The organism is Bartonella sp. B10834G3 (assembly GCF_016102505.1).
Taxonomy (GTDB): domain Bacteria; phylum Pseudomonadota; class Alphaproteobacteria; order Rhizobiales; family Rhizobiaceae; genus Bartonella; species Bartonella choladocola.
The window spans coordinates 1-379 of sequence record NZ_JACFOM010000021.1 but is presented as its reverse complement, the minus strand read 5'-3'; the positions used below and the strand labels follow the sequence as shown (position 1 = coordinate 379).

The window sequence follows — 379 nt, the reverse complement described above, 5'->3', positions numbered from 1 at the left end:
ATAACCAAATTCGGGAATGTGCATTTCAGGACTTTCGATTTACTCGCTACAGGATTGTATAAATGTTTAACTCTTCGATCAGGAAGGCCACCTGGGCAAAAGGGGTGTCTGTTTGCACCCTTATTGCGTCACTGTTTTACAGCAGTACATCTTTAGCAGAAACGTTAGTTTTTGACGGAACCACCACTTCTATTTTGCAAACCGATCCAACAGGTAACCGCAGCACTTATAAAAGTCCTTATTCGAGCAATATTTATAGTGACAATGTTGTTTTATCCGTTGTCGAGGGGCAAGGTTCAAGCAGAGCGGGTTCTCTTCTGACACGCAGTGCTTCTGAAATTACGAGCACAACCGACGAACAGGGCGTTGCTATCATACG

The 379-nt window shown here is 43.8% G+C and carries 1 protein-coding gene; it reads left to right on the top strand.

The features are described from left to right. Nucleotides 1-62 precede the first annotated feature (62 nt). On the top strand, nucleotides 63-379 hold a 317-nt coding region (locus H3S94_RS11775), incomplete at its 3' end, for a hypothetical protein (RefSeq protein WP_198241183.1).